The organism is Kitasatospora sp. NRRL B-11411, from assembly GCF_000721345.1.
GTDB lineage: Bacteria > Actinomycetota > Actinomycetes > Streptomycetales > Streptomycetaceae > Kitasatospora > Kitasatospora cineracea.
The window spans coordinates 61482-77718 of the sequence record NZ_JOGH01000011.1 but is presented as its reverse complement, the minus strand read 5'-3'; the positions used below and the strand labels follow the sequence as shown (position 1 = coordinate 77718).

At 74.7% G+C, this 16237-nt stretch carries 14 protein-coding genes; 2 read left to right on the top strand and 12 right to left on the bottom strand.

The window, feature by feature from the left end; all coding sequences use genetic code 11:
- The first annotated feature begins 4 nt into the window (after window positions 1-4).
- A complete protein-coding gene (locus IH44_RS0107915) occupies window positions 5-550 on the top strand; it encodes an NUDIX hydrolase (RefSeq protein ID WP_030458709.1) in 546 nt (181 codons plus the stop codon).
- 136 nt (window positions 551-686) lie between these two features.
- Here the strand turns inward: IH44_RS0107915 and IH44_RS0107910 are convergent, their stop codons facing one another.
- The 12 genes from IH44_RS0107910 to IH44_RS0107855 all read right to left on the bottom strand — a co-directional run bounded on the left by IH44_RS0107910 (window position 687) and on the right by IH44_RS0107855 (window position 14550).
- Complete coding sequence (locus IH44_RS0107910) at window positions 687-1787, bottom strand: glycerate kinase (protein WP_035954327.1); 1101 nt, start codon at window positions 1785-1787, stop codon at window positions 687-689.
- Complete coding sequence (locus IH44_RS0107905) at window positions 1784-2620, bottom strand: sugar phosphate isomerase/epimerase (protein WP_030458707.1); 837 nt, start codon at window positions 2618-2620, stop codon at window positions 1784-1786. Before IH44_RS0107905 ends, IH44_RS0107910 begins: the two co-directional genes overlap by 4 nt.
- A 109-nt stretch (window positions 2621-2729) precedes the next feature.
- Window positions 2730-3875, bottom strand: a complete 1146-nt coding sequence (locus tag IH44_RS0107900) for a dihydrodipicolinate synthase family protein (RefSeq protein WP_030458706.1) — start codon at window positions 3873-3875, stop codon at window positions 2730-2732.
- On the bottom strand, window positions 3872-5047 hold the full coding sequence (locus IH44_RS0107895) for a Gfo/Idh/MocA family protein (protein WP_030458705.1): 1176 nt from the start codon (window positions 5045-5047) through the stop codon (window positions 3872-3874). The genes IH44_RS0107900 and IH44_RS0107895 overlap by 4 nt, the downstream gene beginning before the upstream one ends.
- 113 nt (window positions 5048-5160) lie before the next feature.
- Window positions 5161-5841, bottom strand: a complete 681-nt coding sequence (locus IH44_RS0107890; RefSeq protein WP_030458704.1) for a ThuA domain-containing protein — start codon at window positions 5839-5841, stop codon at window positions 5161-5163.
- A gap of 55 nt (window positions 5842-5896) precedes the next feature.
- A complete protein-coding gene (locus tag IH44_RS0107885; protein WP_030458703.1) occupies window positions 5897-6928 on the bottom strand; it encodes a hydroxyacid dehydrogenase in 1032 nt (343 codons plus the stop codon).
- Between the two features lie 10 nt (window positions 6929-6938).
- Window positions 6939-7886, bottom strand: coding sequence for a carbohydrate ABC transporter permease (locus tag IH44_RS0107880; RefSeq protein WP_030458702.1), 948 nt, complete (start codon window positions 7884-7886; stop codon window positions 6939-6941).
- The gene (locus IH44_RS0107875; protein WP_030458701.1) at window positions 7883-8779 is read right to left on the bottom strand and encodes a carbohydrate ABC transporter permease; all 897 of its coding nucleotides are present in this window, start codon (window positions 8777-8779) and stop codon (window positions 7883-7885) included. The genes IH44_RS0107880 and IH44_RS0107875 overlap by 4 nt, the downstream gene beginning before the upstream one ends.
- A 91-nt stretch (window positions 8780-8870) precedes the next feature.
- Entirely contained in the window at window positions 8871-10175 is a 1305-nt protein-coding gene (locus IH44_RS0107870; RefSeq protein ID WP_030458700.1) for an ABC transporter substrate-binding protein, read from the bottom strand.
- A 113-nt stretch (window positions 10176-10288) separates the two neighbouring features.
- On the bottom strand, window positions 10289-11485 hold the full coding sequence (locus IH44_RS0107865; RefSeq protein WP_107066491.1) for a substrate-binding domain-containing protein: 1197 nt from the start codon (window positions 11483-11485) through the stop codon (window positions 10289-10291).
- Between the two features lie 110 nt (window positions 11486-11595).
- The gene (locus IH44_RS0107860; protein ID WP_030458698.1) at window positions 11596-13635 is read right to left on the bottom strand and encodes a PQQ-binding-like beta-propeller repeat protein; all 2040 of its coding nucleotides are present in this window, start codon (window positions 13633-13635) and stop codon (window positions 11596-11598) included.
- Between the two features lie 63 nt (window positions 13636-13698).
- Complete coding sequence (locus IH44_RS0107855; RefSeq protein WP_035954324.1) at window positions 13699-14550, bottom strand: heparin lyase I family protein; 852 nt, start codon at window positions 14548-14550, stop codon at window positions 13699-13701.
- 391 nt (window positions 14551-14941) lie between these two features.
- Here IH44_RS0107855 and IH44_RS40720 point away from each other — a divergent pair, with 391 nt between their 5' ends.
- Window positions 14942-16210, top strand: coding sequence for a cytochrome P450 (locus IH44_RS40720; protein WP_051816661.1), 1269 nt, complete (start codon window positions 14942-14944; stop codon window positions 16208-16210).
- Window positions 16211-16237: the final 27 nt, after the last annotated feature.

Sequence of the window (16237 nt, the reverse complement as noted above, 5' to 3'; positions counted from 1 at the left end):
TCCGATGCCCATCACGGCACAGCACGTCAGCGAGACCGTCACCGCCTACCTGGACGCCCACCCCGAGGAGAAGCCGGAGCTGTCGGCCGTCCTCGCCCTGGTGGACGAAGGGGCGGAGGTGACCAGCCGCAAGGAGTTCCGGGGGCACGCCACCGCCGGGGCCGTCCTGGTGGACCGGAACGGCAAGGCGCTGTTCATCCATCACGTGGCGTTGGGCAAGTGGCTCACCCCCGGCGGGCACCTGGAGCCGGAGGACGACACCCTGTCCGGGGCCGCCCTCCGGGAACTGACCGAGGAGACCGGCATCAGCCCCGAGGGCATCACCCTGGTGGACAGCTCGCCCGTCCACATCGACGTGCACCCCATCCCGGCCAACGACGCCAAGGGCGAGCCCGCGCACCAGCACATCGACTTCCGGTTCCTCTTCCGGACGGCGGAAGACACCGCCCTGTCCCTGCAAGAGGAGGAAGTGAGCGGCTACGCCTGGCGTGACGCCGACACCATCGCTGACGGCCGGCTGAGGACACGAGTCCTCTCCGCCGTTCGCTGACCCGGCGCTACCGGCCCCGCCCACCTGCCACGCCCTGTGGCCGGTGGGCGGGGCTCCGCGCTGCTCAGGAGAACGCCACTTCCCGTGCATCCCGAGGGGTGGCCTTCGGGGGATCGCCGCGGTAGCTGGCGGAGCGTCAGGCGGACCAGTGCGCAACGGTGTTCCGGTGAGTGGCGGCCAGGTGGGCTCCGGCGCGGCGTAGCCAGTGGGGGGCGGCGGTGCGGGCGGTGCGGGGGTTGCCGGCCAGGGTGGTGAGGGTGAGGGTGGTGGGGTCGGGGGATTCGCCGGCCACCACTTGGGCCGGGACTCCGGCGCGGGCGGCGCGGGCGAGGACTTCGCCGACGGCCTTGCCCCGCAGGCTGGTGGCGTCGAAGCGGCCTTCGCCGGTGATCACCAGGTCGGCCCGGCCGATCGCCTCGTCGAGGTGCAGCAGGTCGGCGACGGCGGTGGCGCCCGGGGTGGTGGTGGCGCCCCAGGCGGCGGTCAGGCCGTACGCGGTGCCGCCGGCGGCTCCGGCGCCCGCCTGCCCGGGGTCGCCGCCGAGGAGTTCGGCGAGCCGGGCGAGGCCGGCCTCCAGGCGGGCGGTCTCGGTGGGGCCCGCGCCCTTCTGCGGGCCGTACACGGTGGCGGCGCCGTCGGGGCCGAGCAGCGGGTTGGTGACGTCGGTGAGCAGTTCGACGCCGCGGGGCGGGGCGGGCCGCAGCCGGGTGCGGTCGACCCGGTGGGCGCGGACGAGGGCGCCGCCGCCGTCGGGCAGGAGGCGGCCGTCGGCGTCGAGCAGGCGCAGGCCGAGGGCGGCCAGCAGGCCGGTGCCGCCGTCGGTGGTGGCGGAGCCGCCGAGTCCGAGCAGCAGGCGGGTGGCGCCCGCGTCGAGGGCGGCGGCGACCAGTTCGCCGGTGCCGCGGGTGGTGGCGGTCAGCGGGGCCGGGCGGCCGTCGAGCAGCGGCAGGCCGCTGGCGGTGGCGAGTTCGACCACCGCGGTGCCGTCCGGCAGCAGCGCGTACGCGCCGTCGACGGGGCGGCCGTCCGGGCCGGTGCGGCCGCCGACTCGGACCGTGGCGGCCCCGGGGTGGGCGGCGGTGACGGCGGCGAGGGTGCCTTCGCCGCCGTCGGCCATCGGGCGCAGCGCCAGGCGGTCGTCCGGCCGGACGGAGTGCCAGCCCTCGGCGAGGGCCCGGGCGGCGTCCGCCGCGGTGACGGTGCCCTTGAAGGAGTCCGGGGCGATGACGACCCTCACGCGCGCTCCAGGTGGGCGCGGTGGCGTTCGACCACGGTCCGCAGGGTGTCGGCGCCGGGGGTGTCCCAGACCTGCTCGTTGAAGATCTCGACCTCGATCCAGCCGGTGTAGCCGGCCGCCGTGACCAGGCCGGTCAGGGCGCGGAAGTCGATGTGGCCGTCCCCGACGTGGCCCCGGCCGAGCAGCGCGTCGGCGGGCAGCGGCAGCGTCCAGTCGCAGACCTGGTAGGAGGCGATCCGGCCGCCGGCGCCGGCCCGGGCCACCTGGCGCTCCAACTCCGGGTCCCACCAGACGTGGTAGCTGTCGACCACCACGCCGACCTGGTCGGCGGGGAAGAGTTCGGCGAGGTCGAGGGCCTGGCCGAGGGTGGAGACCACGGCGCGGTCGGCGCAGAACATCGGGTGCAGCGGTTCGATCGCCAGGCGGACGCCGAAGTCGCCCGCGTGCGGGGCGAGTTCGGCCAGCAGTTCGGCGACCCGGGCCCGGGCGCCGGGCAGGTCGCGGCTGCCGTCGGGCAGGCCGCCGACCACCAGCACCAGGGTGTCGGTGCCGAGTTCGGCGGCCTCCTCCAGGGCGCGCAGGTTCTCGGCGAGGGCGGCCCGCCGGCCGTCCGGGCCGGGGGCGGTGAGGAAGCCGCCCCGGCACAGGGTGGAGACCGCCAGGCCCGCGTCCCGGACCAGCTTGGCGGCCTCGGCGACCCCGGTCTCGGCGACCTTGTCCCGCCACAGGCCGATCGCCGGGATTCCGGCGTCCACGCAGCCCTGGACGGCCTCGGGCAGGCTCCACCGCTTGGTGGTGACCTGGTTGAGCGACAGCCGGTCCGGTCCGGTCATGGCGCGGCTCCTTTCGTTGCAGGGGAAGCGGAGGAAGGGGGGGAGGGGGACGGAGGACGGAGGAGGGGCCGCCGCCGGGGCGGGCGGCGGCCCCGGGGCCGGGCGGCGGTCAGGCCGGGGCGGCGACCGCGAGGAAGCGGCGCATCCGGTCGGCGGCGAGGTCCGGGTCGGGCAGGATCCCGGCCGCGTCGGCGAGCCGGAACAGCTCGACCAGGTGCGGCACCGAGCGGCCGCTCTGGGCGCCCGCGACCATGGTGAAGTGTTCCTGGTGGCCGGCCAGCCAGGCGAGGAAGACCACGCCGGTCTTGTAGTGGAAGGTCGGCGCGGCGAACAGGTGCCGGGCCAGCGGCAGGGTCGGCGCGAACAGCGCGTCGTAGCGCGCCAGGTCGCCCGCGTCCAGGGCGTGCAGGGCGGCGGCGGCCGTGGCGGCGATCGGGTCGAAGACGCCCAGCAGGGCGTGGCTGTGGCCGAGTCCGTCGCCCCGGACCAGCTCCGGGTAGTGGAAGTCGTCGCCGGTGTACAGCCGCACCCCGTCCGGTAGTCGGCGCCGCAGGGCGACCTCGCGGCCGGCGTCCAGCAGCGACACCTTGATGCCGTCGATCCGGCCGGGGTGGCTGCGGATCAGCTCCAGCACCGTCGCCGCGGCCGCGTCGAGGTCGGCCGAGCCCCAGTAGCCGGACAGCGCCGGGTCGAACATCTCGCCCAGCCAGTGCAGGACCACCGGCTGCCGGGACTGCCCGACCAGCCGCCCGTACACCTCCAGGTAGTCCTCCGGCCCGCGGGCCGAGGCCGCCAGTGCCCGGCTGGCCATCAGGATCGGCTGCGCGCCCGCGTCCTCGACGACCGCCAGCTGCTCCTCGTAGGCGGCCGTCACCTCGGCCAACGAGGCGACGGGGGAGGTGAGTTGGTCGGTTCCGACGCCGCAGGCCAGCCGCCCGCCCACCGACCGGGCCTCGGCGCCCGAGCGGCGGATCAGCTCACGGGTGGCGGCCCAGTCCAGGCCCATGCCGCGCTGCGCGGTGTCCATCGCGTCCGCGACGCCCAGGCCCAGCGACCACAGGTGGCGGCGGAAGGCGAGGGTGGCGTCCCAGTCGACGGCCGCGGGGGCGCCCGGGGCGTTTCCGCCGAGCGGGTCGGCGACCACGTGCGCGGCGGCGAAGGCGGTGCGGGAGACCGGCGGGCCCGCGGGGACGTCGAACGCGACGGGTTCGCGCAGCCGGTACGTGCCGGTGCCGGGCAGCTGCAGCGCGGTCACCGGACCTCCCGCGCGGGGACGTCGAGCTCCAGGGCGGGGACGTCGAGGCGGCGGCCCTCGCGGGCGGAGCGCAGGCCGAGTTCGGCGAGCTGCACGCCCTTGGCGCCCTCCAGCAGGTCCCAGCGGTAGGCGGAGCCGGTGGTCACGTGCCGGAGGAACAGCTCCCACTGGGTCTTGAAGCCGTTGTCGTACTCGGCGTTGTCCGGGACGCGCTGCCACTGGGCGCGGAACGGCTCGGTGACCGGCAGGTCCGGGTTCCAGACCGGCTTGGGGGTGGCGGCGCGGTGCTGGAAGCGGCACTCGCGCAGGCCCGCGACGGCGCTGCCCTCGGTGCCGTCGACCTGGAACTCGACCAGCTCGTCGCGGTCGACCCGCACCGCCCAGGAGGAGTTGACCTGCGCGACGATGCCGCCCTCCAGCTCGAACACGCCGTACGCGGCGTCGTCGGCGGTCGCCGCGTACGGGCGGCCCTGCTCGTCGACCCGCTGCGGGATGTGGGTGGCGGTGTGCGCGTAGACCGAGCGGACCGGGGCGATGACGCTGTCCAGCACGTAGCGCCAGTGCGGGAACATGTCGAGGATCATGCCGCCGCCGTCCTCGGCCCGGTAGTTCCAGGACGGGCGCTGCGCCTCCTGCCAGTCGCCCTCGAACACCCAGTAGCCGAACTCGCCGCGCACCGACAGGATCCGGCCGAAGAAGCCGCCGTCGACCAGCCGCTTCAGCTTGAGCAGGCCGGGCAGGAACAGCTTGTCCTGCACCGCGCCGTTGCAGACCCCGGCCTCGCGGGCCAGGCGGGCCAACTCCAGGGCGGCGTCCAGGGATTCGGCGGTCGGCTTCTCGGTGTAGACGTGCTTGCCGGCCGCGATGGCCCGGCGGATCGCCGGCTCGCGCAGCGGGGTCAGCTGGGCGTCGAAGTAGATCTCGGCGAGGGGGTGGGCAAGCGCCTCGTCCAGCGAGGTGGTCCAGTGCTCCAGGCCGTGCCGGTCGGCGAGCTCCTTGATCTTGTGCGCGTTGCGGCCGACCAGGATCGGCTCGGGCCACAGCACCTCGCCGTCGCCGAGCGGCAGGCCGCCCTGCTCGCGGATGGCCAGGATCGAGCGGACCAGGTGCTGGCGGTAGCCCATCCGGCCGGTGACACCGTTCATGACGATGCCGATCACTCTGCGGGACATGCGGGTCTCTTCTCGGAGGAGGGGGCTCCCCGGGCGCGGGGAGCAGGGGTTTTCGGGCGTGCGGGGCCGCGGCCCGGCCCGGGACGGGGGCCGCGCCTAGGTCGGACGGGTCGTCAGGAGGCGGCGCCGGCCGCCCAGCGCAGGCCGCCCAGCAGGTGGCGGCGGAAGGCCGGGTCGGCGTACGCGTCGGCGGCGTGGCCCAGCGCGGTGTAGAAGGAGCGGCCGCCGGTGGCGGGCTCCCGGCACCACACCAGGGGGTGGTCGGCGCCCATGCCGCCGCCCCGGTAGCCGGACTCGTCGACGGTCGCCAGGACGCGGACGCCGGGGCGCGGGTTGTGGCGGAAGTCGTACCACTCGTCGTGCCAGGCCCAGCGCTGCGGCAGGTGGGCCGTCGCGGGGTGGTCGCGGTCCTCCACCAGGACGGTGCCGGGCTGGGGTTCGGGGTGGCCGGCGAAGCGGGCGCCGAGCAGCTCGCCGTAGTGCGGCCAGTCGTACTCGGTGCAGGCGGCGGAGTGCACGCCCGCGAAGCCGCCGCCGGCGGCCGTCCAGCGGCGCAGTGCGGCGCGGCCGGCCGGGGTGAGCACCTCGCCGCTGGTGGACAGGAACAGCACCGCGCCGCGCCCCGCGAGGGAGGCGTCGGTGAACACGGCGGGGTCCTCGGTGGCCTCGACGGCGAAGCCGTGGTCCTGGCCGAGTTCGTGCAGCGCCGCGGTGGCGGCGGGGATGGAGTCGTGGCGGTAGCCGGTGGTGCGGGTGTACAGGAGGACGTCGGTGGGTCGGCCGGGGTGGGGCACGGGGGTCCTCCGGGAGTGCGTGCGGGCGGGGCGTGCGGGCGGGGTGTGCGGGCGGTCAGGCGGAGACGGCGAGCGCGGCGCGGTTCACCGGGTGGGCGAACTCCCGTCCGGCGCAGTAGCGTTCGACCTCGTCCAGGGCGCTGTCGGTGATCCGCAGCAGTTCGTTGCCGAGCGAGCCGGCGATGTGCGGGGTCAGCAGCACGTTGGGCAGCGCGTACAGCGGGGAGTCGGCGGGCAGCACCTCGGGCTCGGTGACGTCGAGGACGGCGTGCAGGCGGCCGGAGCGGGCTTCGGCGGTGAGGGCGGCGGTGTCGACCAGCGAGCCCCGGGCGGTGTTGACCAGGGTGGCGCCGTCCCGCAGCAGGGCCAGCCGGCGGGCGTCCAGCAGGTGGTGGGTCTCGGGCAGGGCGGGGGCGTGCAGCGAGACCACGTCGCACTGCGCGAGCAGCTCGTCGAGTTCGGTGAGCCGGGCGCCCAGGGCGAGGGCGTCGGCCGGGTCGAGGTGGGGGTCGCTCACCAGGACGTCGAAGTCGAAGGGGCGCAGCAGTTCCAGCACCCGGCGGCCGACCAGGGAGGCGCCGACGACGCCGATGGTGCGCCGGTGGTTGCCGAAGCCGGGGAACTGCGCCGACCAGTCGAGCGCGGTGCGGTGCTCGCGGTAGCGGTCGGCGATCTCCAGGACGCGCTTGTTGGCGAACAGCACGGCGGCGAGGGTGTACTCGGCGACCGGGACGGCGTTGGCCGCGGCGGCGGTGGACACCCGCAGGCCGCGCTCCCAACAGGCTTCCGTGACGTGGTGCTTGACGCTCCCGGCGGCGTGCACGACGGCCTTCAGCGCGGGCATCCTGGCCAGGGCGGCGGCGTCCAGCGGGGGGCAGCCCCAGGAGGTGATCAGGAGTTCGACGGAGGCGGGGCCGGGGATCCGGTCGAAGTCCTCGACGACGAGCTGCAGGTCGAGGTCGACGTGGCGGGTGAGCCGTTCGACGGCGGCGGGCGGGAAGAGCGCGTCGCGGTGCCGGCGGCCCATGGCGAACAGGGCGCGCGGGCGGTGCGGGGCGGGCGGGGTGGCGGGCACGGGGATCCTCATGTCGGTGGGCCTACTTGACGGCGCCGGCCGTCATGCCGGACTTCCAGAACCGCTGCAGCATCAGGAACAGCACCACCAGCGGGGCCACCGACACCAGCGATCCGACGACGGCCAGCAGGTAGTCCTGCGGGTGGCCCTGGGAGAGCGCGGACGAGTACCAGACGTACAGGCCGAGGTTGACCGGGAACAGGTCCTTGTCGGACAGCATCACCAGGGGGAGGAAGAAGCTGTTCCAGATCTGGGTGAACTGGAACAGGAAGATGGTCACGAAGGCGGGCGCGAGCATCGGCAGGGCGATCCGGCAGAACGCCCGGAACTCGCCCGCGCCGTCCATCCGGGCCGCCTCCAGCACCTCGTCGGGCACGTAGGCGGCGCTGAACACCCGGGCCAGGTACACCCCGAACGGGAAGACCAGGCCGGCCAGGAAGACGCCCGCGAAGGTGTTCACCAGGCCGACCCGGGCGGCCAGCAGGTACAGCGGGATGGCCAGCGCCGTGCCCGGCACCATCACGCCGAGCAGCACGAAGCCGAACAGTTTCTCCTTCAGCGGGAAGGCGAGCTTGTCGAAGGCGTACCCGGCGGCGACCGCGAACACGGTGGCCAGCAGCGCGCCGCCGCCCGCGTACAGGACGGTGTTGGCGATCCAGCGCAGGTAGATGCCGTGGTCGGTGCGGAACAGGTGGCCGAGGTTGTCCAGCAGCGCGAACTCGCGGCCCGGGGCGAAGCCGTTGGTGCCGAACAGGTCCTGGCGGCTCTTGGTGGAGGACAGCAGCAGCCAGAGCATCGGCAGCAGGGTGTAGAGGGCGGCCAGGCCCAGCAGTCCGGTCACGGCGGCCCGGGAGAGCAGGGCCGGGGCGCGGCGGGGGCGGCGCGGCGCGGACCGCTGCGGCCCGCTCCCGCCGGCCGGGCCCGGGGCCGCGGCGGGGGCCGGGGCCCGGAGGGTGAGGGGCTTGGTCACGGCTGGCTCCTGTGGCGCGACAGACGGGTGACGAGGAACGAGAGGAGCGCGGCGAAGAGCGCGATGAGCAGCGAGGCGGCGGCGGCGAGGCCGAAGTCGTTGCGGGTGAACGCGGCGGTCTGGACGTACATGTTGGGCGTCCAGCTGCTGCCGATCGCGCTGGAGGCGCTGTAGATCACCTTCGGTTCGGTGAACAGCTGGATCGACCCGATCACGGTGAACAGGACGGCCAGCGCGACGGAGGGGCGGATCATCGGCAGCTTGATCGACAGCGCGGTGCGGATGCCGCCGGCGCCGTCGATCCGGGCCGCGTCCAGCACCTCGCCGGGCACCGCCTTGAGCGCGGCGTAGAAGATCACCGTGTTGTAGCCGGTCCACTCCCAGACCGCGATGTTCGCGGTGGAGAGCACCGCGTTGTCCGCGGACAGGAAGTCGAGGTGCAGGCCGCCGGAGTCGAGCAGGGCGATCACCGGGCTGAGCCCCGGGGTGTACAGGTACACCCAGATGAGCGCCGCGATCAGTCCGGGCACGGCGTGCGGCAGGAACAGGGCCAGCTGGAAGAAGGCCCGGGCCCGGACCAGTGCCGAGTCGAGCAGCAGGGCCAGGGCGAGGGCGCCGCCGATCATCACCGGCAGGTAGACCGCGACGTAGAGGGCGATGGTGAGGAACCCGCGGCGGAACGCCGGGTCCGCCAACGCGTTGGTGAAGTTGTCCAGGCCGGTGAAGACCTCGTGGGCGCCGCCGAAGCCGAGGCCGGAGGTGCGGGTGGTGAACAGGCTCATCCAGCCCGCGTAGAGCAGCGGGGCGAGGGTGACGGCGCTGAACAGGACGAGAAACGGTGCCAGGAGCAGCGCGGCGGTTCGGCGCTGGGCACGGGCTGACGGGCTTGCCATACCGGCTTCCTCGGAGGGTGCGGGGGAGGGGCGCCCGGCGGTGGCGGCGCCGGGCGGGGCGGTCGGGTGCGGGCGGGGGCCCCGCCGGGGGTTACGGGGCGAGCCGCATGCCGCGGTGCTGGACGTCCTTGACGGTGGCCTGCTGGGCGCCGTCGAGGACGGCGAAGAGGTCCGCGCCGCCGGTGGCGACCTTCGGCAGCTGGTCGACGATCGCCGTGTTGGTGGTGCCCATCACGGGGCCCCAGGTCCAGCCGGGCACGACCGCGTCGTAGGAGGCGCTGCCGACGGCGTACACGTCCTGGCCGCCGAAGTAGGTGGTGGGGTAGGCGGCCTTGGCGACCGGGACGAGCTTCGGGTCGGCCGGGAACATGCTGCTGGTGCCGGAGGAGACCCAGGCCTTCATGCCCTCGGGGTCGGTGGTGATCCACTTGATGAACTCGGCGGCGGCCGCGCTGTTCTTCGCGCCCTTCGGGATGGCGAAGGACGAGCCGCCGTACATCGCGGAGGCCGGCTTGCCGTCCCAGGTCGGGACGGGGGCGACCGCCCACTTGCCGGCCTGGTCGGCGACGGTGGCCTGCAGGGACCCGGCGCACCAGCTGGCGCAGACGTAGGCGACGGTCCGGTTCTGCTGGACGCTGGTCCAGAACGGGTCGAGGGTGCTCAGCGAGCCGACCAGGTCCTGCTTGGCGAGGTCGCCCCAGTAGTCGGCGACCTTCCGGGACGCCGGGTCGGTGAGCGAGACCTGCCAGGCGTCGCCCTGGATGCCGAACCAGTGGGCGCCGGCCTGCCAGGCGAGGGCGGTCAGCAGGCCCGGGTTGTCGGTGAAGAGCACCCCGCCGCGGGCGTTCGGGTCGGCCTGCTTCACCTGCCCGGCCATCGTCCGGTACGCGTCCCAGGTGGTCGGGACGGCGATCCGGTGGGCGTCGAAGAAGTCCTTGCGGTAGTACATCAGCAGCGGGGCGGCGTCCCGGGGGACGCCCCAGGTCTTGCCGCCGAGCTCGACCAACTGCCGTACGGAATCCGGGAATTCGCCCTTGACGGTGGCGGCGAGGTCGCCGTCCAGGCTCTCCAGGGCGCCCTGGGCGGCGAACTCCGGGAGCTGCGGGTACTCGACCACCGCGACGTCCGGGACGGTGCCGGCCTTCACCGCGTTGGTGAGCTTCGAGTAGTACTCCTGGCCCGAGGGCACCGACTCGAAGGTCACCTTGATGCCGGGGTGGGTGCGGTTGAAGGCGTCGGCGACCTTGTCGGAGCCCTTGACGAAGGACCAGAAGGTGACCGAGCCGGTCGCCTCCCGGGCTGCGGAGGGCTCGTTCGCCGAGCTCCCGCAGCCCGTGACGAGGGCGCCGAGCAGGGCCACGGAACAGGACAGCGCGGACAGACGTCTGCGGAACATGGGTGCCACCGATCGTTTGCTGGGGTGTCACCGCAATCATTCGGTATGTACGACAGCTCGTCAATACAAATGATGTCGAATGTTAGAAACGAAAGCTCCGCAGTGTCACTTGATCAGGCATCGACCCCGGAGGCAGCCCGATCGGCCCGGTCGGCGACGTCAGCGCGGTCGTCCCGGTCGGCGAGGCCAGCGCGGTCGGCGCCGCAGGAGGCCCGCACCCGCAGCTCGGGGCGGAGCAGCACCTCGGCCAGCGGCGCGGCCGGGTCGGTCAGCCGGCGGAGCACCAGCTCCAGGGCCCAGGACCCGACCGCCTGCTTGGGCGGGGCCACCGCGGTCAGCGGGATCTCGCTCAGCTCGGCGACCTCGTCGTCGTAGGTGATCATCGCCAGGTCCTCCGGCACCCGCAGGCCCCGGGCGCGCAGCAGGCCGAGCAGGGCGATCGCGTCGATGTCGTTGTGCACCAGCGCGGCCCGGAACTCGCCGGCCGCCACCGCCCGGACCACCTCCTCGAACCCGGCGTCCGCCTCCGCGGCGTCACCGGCGGTGGTGATCCGGTACTCCGGCCCGGGCGCCAGCCCCGCGGACCGCACCGCGTCCGACCAACCGGCGCTCAGCAGCGCGGTGTTGGGGCTCTCGGCGCGGGCCACCAGGGCGACCCGGTCGTGCCCGAGCGCGGCCAGGTGGCGCACCGCCAGGGCCGCGCCGCCGGCGTGGTCGGAGGCCACCTGCTCCAGCCGGCCCGCCTGCAGGCCGGCCCGGCGCTCCACCAGGACGGCGGGCAGCTCCAGGCCGTCCAGCCACGCCTCGGCCCCGGCCAGCGGGTGCAGGCCGGGGTGCAGCATCAGCAGCAGGCCGTCGGCGCCGCCCGCGACCAGCCGGCGCACCTGCTCCTGGTTGTCCGCCAGCGACTCCCCGGACACCGCCAGCACCACCCGCACGCCGCGGGCCCGGGCGGCGTCCTGGACGCCCCGGATCACCTCCGCGTAGTAGTAGCCGCCCGGCGGCACCACCAGCCCGACGGTCCAGGAGCCGGCGGCCGCCGGTGGTGCGGCGGCCGCCGGCTCCTGGACCGGTGCGACCCGTGCGGCCGGGGCGGCGGCCGCGGGGCCGCCCCCCGCCGCCGGCGCCCCGGCCAGCGCCCGGGCGCCGCCGTGCACCCGGGCCAGCAGGCCCCGGTCGGCCAGTTCCCGGACGTCCTGGCGCAGGGTGACGGCGGAGACCCCCATCTCCTCCGCCAACTCCTTGACGGTGATCGCGCCCCGCTGTTCCACGGCCCGCAGAATCGCCTGCCGGCGTTCGTCAGCCAACACCTTCGACCCTCCCTCGGTAGCGAGTGAGCCGGTTGCCCTTCACTCGACCGTCGAAAGATATCAATCAAAGGTCTACACCGGAGCGGATCGGGCGACCGGCGGAACGGCGGTCAGCGCGCCGTCCGGTCCACCACCTCGATCAGGTGGTGGTCGCGGAGCGTGTACAGCCTGCCGCCGTGGGCGTTGAGGTGCGGCCCGCTGTACCAGGCGCCGTTGACGCCGGCCACGACCGTGCCGACCGCGAACGTCACCGGGTCGAAGCGGAACAGCGTGGTGGTGGAGACGCCGTAGACCATGCCCCGGTTGGCCACCAGCGCCGCGAAGCCCTGGCAGACGCCGCTCACGTCGGCGCTGGACACCACCTCCCGGGTGCGCAGGTCGACCACCAGCGCCCGGCCGTTCCTGGTCAGCACGTACAGGTGGTGCCCCTGCGCGGCCAGCGCGGCCACGCCGCCCGGCTGCCCGGTCTCGATCCGCCAGCCCTCCCGGCCGGTGACCGGGTCGAGGGCGACGACGGTGCCGCGCGCCCCGGACTTGGCGGCGTTGTCCCCGCCGAGGTACGCCACCCCGTCCTGGCAGGCCACCGCCCGGACCAGCTGGACGCCGTCGACCGGGTCCGCGAAGGACGCGGACCTCCCGGTCCGCGGGTCGTACGTCCACAGGGCGCCGCCGCCCCGGGTGTCGTTCTGCACGGCGACCAGCAGCAGCCCGTGGACCGGGTCCCAGGCGGTGTCCAGCGGCCGGTTCTGCTCGCTGGGGAACGCCGCGACCTGGTGCGGCTGCCCGCCGCCGCTCGGGTCGTAGCACCAGATGCCCTGCGCGTCGTACTGCCCGGTGTAGAGCAGGCCGTCGATCACCTCGGCGTCCTTGGCCTCCCCGGGCGCCCGCAGGTTGACGACCTGTCCGGTGCGCAGGTCGTGCCGGGCGATGGCGCCGTTGCCGCCGAGGTAGACGTAGCCGCCGCCGGCCGCGACGCCCATCGCGGCCTGCGCGTCGGCGGGCGCGCCCGCCTGGCCCAGGTCGGTGGTCACCGAGGTGCCGGAGGCCAGGTCGATCTCGACCACGATGCCGTAGCCGGAGACCGCCTCCAGCTTCCCGCCGGTCTGCTCCAGGCCCCAGATCTCGCCGAGGTCGGGACCGTCGAACTGCAGCGGGGAGATGGTCCGTCCGGCCTTCGAGTAGACCTGGATGCCGGACTCGGAGGCGAAGTAGATCCGCTCCGCGTCGGAGGTGAAGGCCTTGACGGTGGTGCCCCGGGTGGGCACCACCGTGGCGCGGGAGAGGTCGGCCAGGTCCAGCACGGCGAACTTCGCCGGGTCCGTCCCGCCCGAGGTGCCCACCACCAACTGGTCGCCGATGACCGCGAGTTCGCGCAGGCTCGGGTCCTTCGCCAGCTCCGCGGGCAGCACCGGGGAGAAGCGGCGCGCGGCCCGGTCGTAGGCGTAGAGCGAGGCGGCGCTGGCGCCGTTCCCGCCGGCCAGGATGCTGCCCGCCCCGAAGAAGACGGTGCTGTCGGTGGCGGCCACCGCCCGGGCCAGGGTCGCGTTCGGGTCGGGGGCGCCGAGGTTCGCCACCTTGCCGGTGGCCGGGTCGTACTCCCACAGCACGGGCGCGGTGCCCGGCATGCCGCCCACCGCGTAGACCGTCCCGTCCGGGGCGACCGCCAGGTCGCGGATGTCGCGGTCCTCGGTCCGGCCGACCGGCACGGCGGGCTGCTCCGGCGTGGTCAGGTCCCACCGGTACAGGTTCGGCTTGCCCTGGTCGGCCTTGAGCAGCACGCCGATGTACAGGTAGCGGCCGGTGGGGTCGGCCGCGAGCGCCTGGATCGACGGCTCGGGGCCCGCGCCGAGCTCGGTGTGCGACACCACGGTGCGGCTCGGCAGGTGGAAGCCGATCACCCGGGAGGGGGTCAGGTTCCGCGAGCCGATGTACAGGGTGTCGCCCACCCGCAGCCCGCTCATCAGCGAGAACTGCACCAGGCCCGGGCCCAGGTCGGTCACCGTCACGGCGTGCGGGTCCGGGGCCGCGGTCGGGTTCGGCGCCGCGGCGGCGGCCCGGGCGGCGGGCAGCAGCCCGGCGGCCACTGCGGCGCCGAGCGCCCCGCCGGTCTGCAGCAGGAGGCGCCTGCTCAGGAAGGGGCTGTCGGTCATCGGGTACTCCTCGGGGGGATCTGCGGTGCGTGGGTGCGTGGGGGCGGGTGGGGGGGGCGGGGGTCAGCTGGGGAGGTCGAGGATGCGGATGTCGTCGTGCCGGACGGTCCGGGTGGGGACGTCGCCGTTCAGGAGCGACTCCGAGGGGCGGTAGAGCCCCCACTTGAGGTAGCCGTGGTCGGCGGGCGCGGACGGCTGCCAGGTGGGCACCCCGTCGAACGCGGCGACCTGCTGGTAGGCGTCCTGCCCGGGCAGCCGCGCCGAGACCCGGAAGCAGCCGGTGGAGTCGGTCGCCCAGCGCACGTCCACCCGGAAGTCCATCCACTGGTTGACGTAGGGCCGGAAGTCCGCGACGACCGTCTCCTGCCGGTTCAGCTGCGGGGAGCGGAACGCCACCGCGTTGCGCTTGGTCATCAGGTAGAAGGCCGGCGGCTGGCCGCCGCCGTACTTGCCCTGGAAGAAGATGTCGCCGCTCGCGCTGTCGCCCGCCTGGTAGGGCTGCCAGTCCTCCAGCAGCACGCTGAACTCGTAGCGCTGGGCGTCCCCCGGGCGGAAGGTGCCGTTGGGGAGCAGGTCGGTCGCGCTCTCGCTGCGCGGGGCGCCGTCCGAGAAGTAGCCGGGGTCGTCGAGGGTGACCCGGTGCTGGATCGCGTACCCGCTGAGGTGGCCCGGCTGCACGACGGCGGAGGCGTCCGGGGCGCTCGCGTGGGTGGTGGTCAGGCCCGGGATGCCGGAGTCCGGCGTCCCGCTCTCGTAGTCGACGTCCAGCAGCGCCGGGGCGGGGCTGGTGCCGAGCCCCGCGCACCCCGCCGGGGTGGCGGACTGCTGGGCGTGGGCCGGGGCCTGCGCCGCCAGGACGGGCAGCAGCAGCGCCGCCGCGAGCAGGGGCGCCGAGGTTCTGCGGAATGCGGTCATGCCGCTCCTCCGAAGCTCATGGAAGCAAGTGACATCACTCGCTGTCGAAGGTGGGGTCTTTCGACGCCGAGCATGCTGGCATGTTTCATGTGACATCGAAAGGCTGTCGGCGAAAGTTTGCCGAACCGTGGGGCGGCGGGCCTTGCGTCCACCACCGGGGCGGTCGGACGGCCGCGCGGTCGAGGGGGCAGCGGCCGGGAGGGCGGGCCGGAAAAGGGGATCCAGGAAATGATCCGACGGGCAGTAATTCCTATTGCTGGATGGGCACTTCAATGCATTCCCGGTGTATTCGGCCCGCCAATTCAGGTACTCTCGGTTCGAACGGAACGGAATTCCCGGGCGGCTCGTCCGGTCCGGCACGCGCGGCAGTGGGTGGAGGTGGGCGAGCTCGGTGGACGGTTCCGCGGTTGACCCGGCGGGCGCCCGGCACGCCCCGTCGACGGCCTTCGGCCCGGCGTTCCGGGCCGATCCGTACGGGGCGCTGGCAGCGCTGCGCGAGGCCGATCCGGCCTGGTACGACGAGGAGTTGGGGACGCGGCTGCTGACCGGTTTCGCCGACTGCCAGGCCGCGCTGGCGAGCCCGGCCTTCGCGGTGCCGGACGCGCGGTGGCTGGCCCGGGAGCGCCCGGAGTGGGCGGCCCGGCCCGCGGCGGATTTCTTCTACGCCTCACTGCTGGGAACGAACGGGGCCGCGCACGAACGCCTCCGCGCGCCGCTGACGGCCGCGTTCGGGCCGCGGCAGGCGGCGCGGCTGTCGGCAGGCGTCGAGAAAATCGCCGACGAACTGATGGACGGTTTCGCGGACGCCACCGCGGACGGCGGGACGGCGGATTTCCAGGCCCTGGTCGGCTACCCGCTGCCGGTCGCGGTGGTGGGCGAGCTGATCGGGGTGCCCGGGGCGGACCGGGAGCACTTCCACCGGCTGGGCCGGGACGCCGCCCGGCTGCTGGAGCCGGTCCGCTCGGAGCAGGACTGGCAGCGGGCGGACGCGGCGGTGACCGCGCTGCGCGGGTACTTCACCGGCCTGCTGCGCGAACGCCGGGCCCGCCCCGCCGAGGACCTCGCCACCGCCCTGCTCGCCCCGGCGTCCCACCCGGGCGGCCCGCGGCCGCCGTCCGGGCGACCGCCGCTCACCGAACGGGAGACGGCCGACCTGCTGCTGCTGGTCTTCGTCGCCGGGTTCGAGACCACGGCCGGCCTGCTCGGCACCGCGGTGTCCGCGCTGCTGGCCCACCCCGCGCAGGCGGCGCTGCTGCGGGCCGACCCGGGGTTGCTGCCCGGCGCGGTCGAGGAGGCGCTGCGCTGGGACGGGCCGGTGCTGATGACCGAGCGGCTGGCGGCCCGCCCCACCGAGGTCGCCGGGGTGCCCGTCCCCGCCGGGGCCAGCGTCACCGCCGTGCTGGGCGCCGCCAACCGCGACCCGCGCCGCTACCCCGACCCGGACGCGTTCCTGGTCACCCGCCCCGACGTCCACGTGCTGAGCTTCGGCGCCGGCCCGCACTACTGCTTCGGCGCGGCCCTGGCCCGGCTGGAGGCGGCCGTGCTGCTGGGCCGGCTGCTGGAGCGCTTCCCCCGGCTCGCCCCGGCCGGGCCCCCGGTGCGGCGCGCCTCGGCCTGCCTGCGCTCGTTCGACGCACTGCCGCTGGCGGCCACCGGCTAGCGCCCCGCCCGCACCCTCCCCGCTCGA